1 protein-coding gene is annotated in these 1341 nt (G+C 51.1%); it reads right to left on the minus strand.

Annotation, left to right across the window (positions count from 1 at the left end; translation table 11 throughout):
- On the minus strand, positions 1-987 hold a 987-nt coding region (locus ACTF5Z_RS10840; protein ID WP_438985644.1), incomplete at its 3' end, for a glycoside hydrolase family 16 protein.
- Positions 988-1341: the final 354 nt, after the last annotated feature.

Consider the following 1341-nt stretch of genomic DNA (forward strand, 5'->3'; position numbering starts at 1 on the left):
CTGGAAAGGCTCCTGCGCATCAGGACGCTCTAACGTTCGATCGGCATTACTGTTACAACCGCCACCGTCTGCTTGCCCATAGCTACACTCGTAGACGTGAATGTAGTCGATTACCATTTCTGAAGGGATATCACCTGCGTTGACATCACCCGGTAGGTTGCCACCTACCGCCAAGTTAACCAACAAATGGAATTCGGTGTCGAAAGGCGCAGAAGCAGGGCCCGATGTGTAGCCAGTCGTTGTATCTTTGTAGAAGTAGCTGTAGTAATGATCAGCCCCTACCGTTTTAACGTGCACACCATCAATAAACCAACGCAGTTCATCTTCTTCCCATTCTAAGGCATAGGTGTGGAAATCAGATGCTGGGCTATCAAGCGCCACATCCAAACCGCTCAACTGGTTCAGAGGCCATGGAAAGCCGTGGTGCACGGTGGTGAACACACGCTGGCCATCAGTGCCCGCGTTTACCACTTCCATGATATCCACCTCGCCGCTAGAGGCCCAGTTGCCATAGGGCGAATCGGTAGGCAACATCCAGACAGCAGACCACAGGCCTTGACCCTCTGCCGCTTTGGCGCGCACTTCTACACGACCGTATTTAAAATCAAACTTTTCTGCGGTGCGCAAACGAGCCGAGGTATATGGAAAACCTGCTTGCACCTCTTCAGCTTTTGCTGTGATGGTGAGCATTCCATCCGCCACTGTTGCGTTCTCGGATTGGTACCACTGCAGCTCATTGTTGCCCCAGCGATCTAGACCGTACTCGCTGCCGTCACCGGCTTGTGCTTCCCAGATTGTAGAATCGAGAGATGCGCCATCGAAATCCTCAGCCCAAACAAGCGTCCACTCGTTTTCGGGTTCCGGATAAAAAGCTTCGGTAACCGGTGATTTAGCGCTATCGCCGCCACCGCCACCACAGGCACTTAACACCGCTAGAGCAGCTGCCATACCTAGGTATCGTTGCGTCCTTCTAATTGGATCAGACATGTATAACCCCGTTTATTTTACGTTTATGCATTTAGGCAGCGTTGTTATCCCACAAACAACTCGGCAATTTAAGTGGTACGCGATATGGGGGATTTAAGATGAGATAAAAGGGAAATCACCCTTTGGCTGGCTGACTAGCTCGTAGAGACTAACCAGTGCCGATACTTTACATGCAAATCTGCGCGCTACCGAAGAGAACCTCAATAAAAGCACGTATTAGGCTTGCCACGAAATCGGCAAGCCCGAGCAGGAAACTTAGGAGGCGTTGTCGTCGAGAACTTTAATTGCAGCGAGATTGCTTAACGCAAACACCACTTCCGGCAGAATGAAAGTCACCGCAAGCGATGCATCGTG

Origin of the sequence: Aequoribacter sp., from assembly GCF_965659035.1 — a bacterium.
In the GTDB taxonomy this organism is placed as follows: domain Bacteria; phylum Pseudomonadota; class Gammaproteobacteria; order Pseudomonadales; family Halieaceae; genus Aequoribacter.